A 235-nucleotide genomic window follows, 5' to 3' on the forward strand; every position below is an offset into this window, starting at 1 on the left:
TTTCGGCTTTCGTGCCATGTATGACAGCCACCAAAGTTCCAGGTCCGCCGTGCCCTTCCTTGTTGGTCAGGAAAGTGTAGACTTCGTCACTGCTCAGGCAGGATTCGTCTATGCTCAGACAGGGGCCTATGTTTTCAGGATAAATCAGATACTCCGAGGCATGGCCCAATTGCTCCCACTGGCGGAAGTCGCTGAAATGCTCCTTGTATTGGGCATTGAGGAGTTTGCCGTTCAC

General features: G+C 52.3%; 1 pseudogene. It reads right to left on the bottom strand.

Annotation, left to right across the window (positions count from 1 at the left end):
* Nucleotides 1-235 (bottom strand): annotated as a pseudogene (locus M3089_RS15765) (ISAon1 family transposase); the annotation flags it as partial.

The sequence above is a fragment of the Marseilla massiliensis genome (assembly GCF_023336985.1).
GTDB lineage: Bacteria > Bacteroidota > Bacteroidia > Bacteroidales > Bacteroidaceae > Prevotella > Prevotella intestinigallinarum.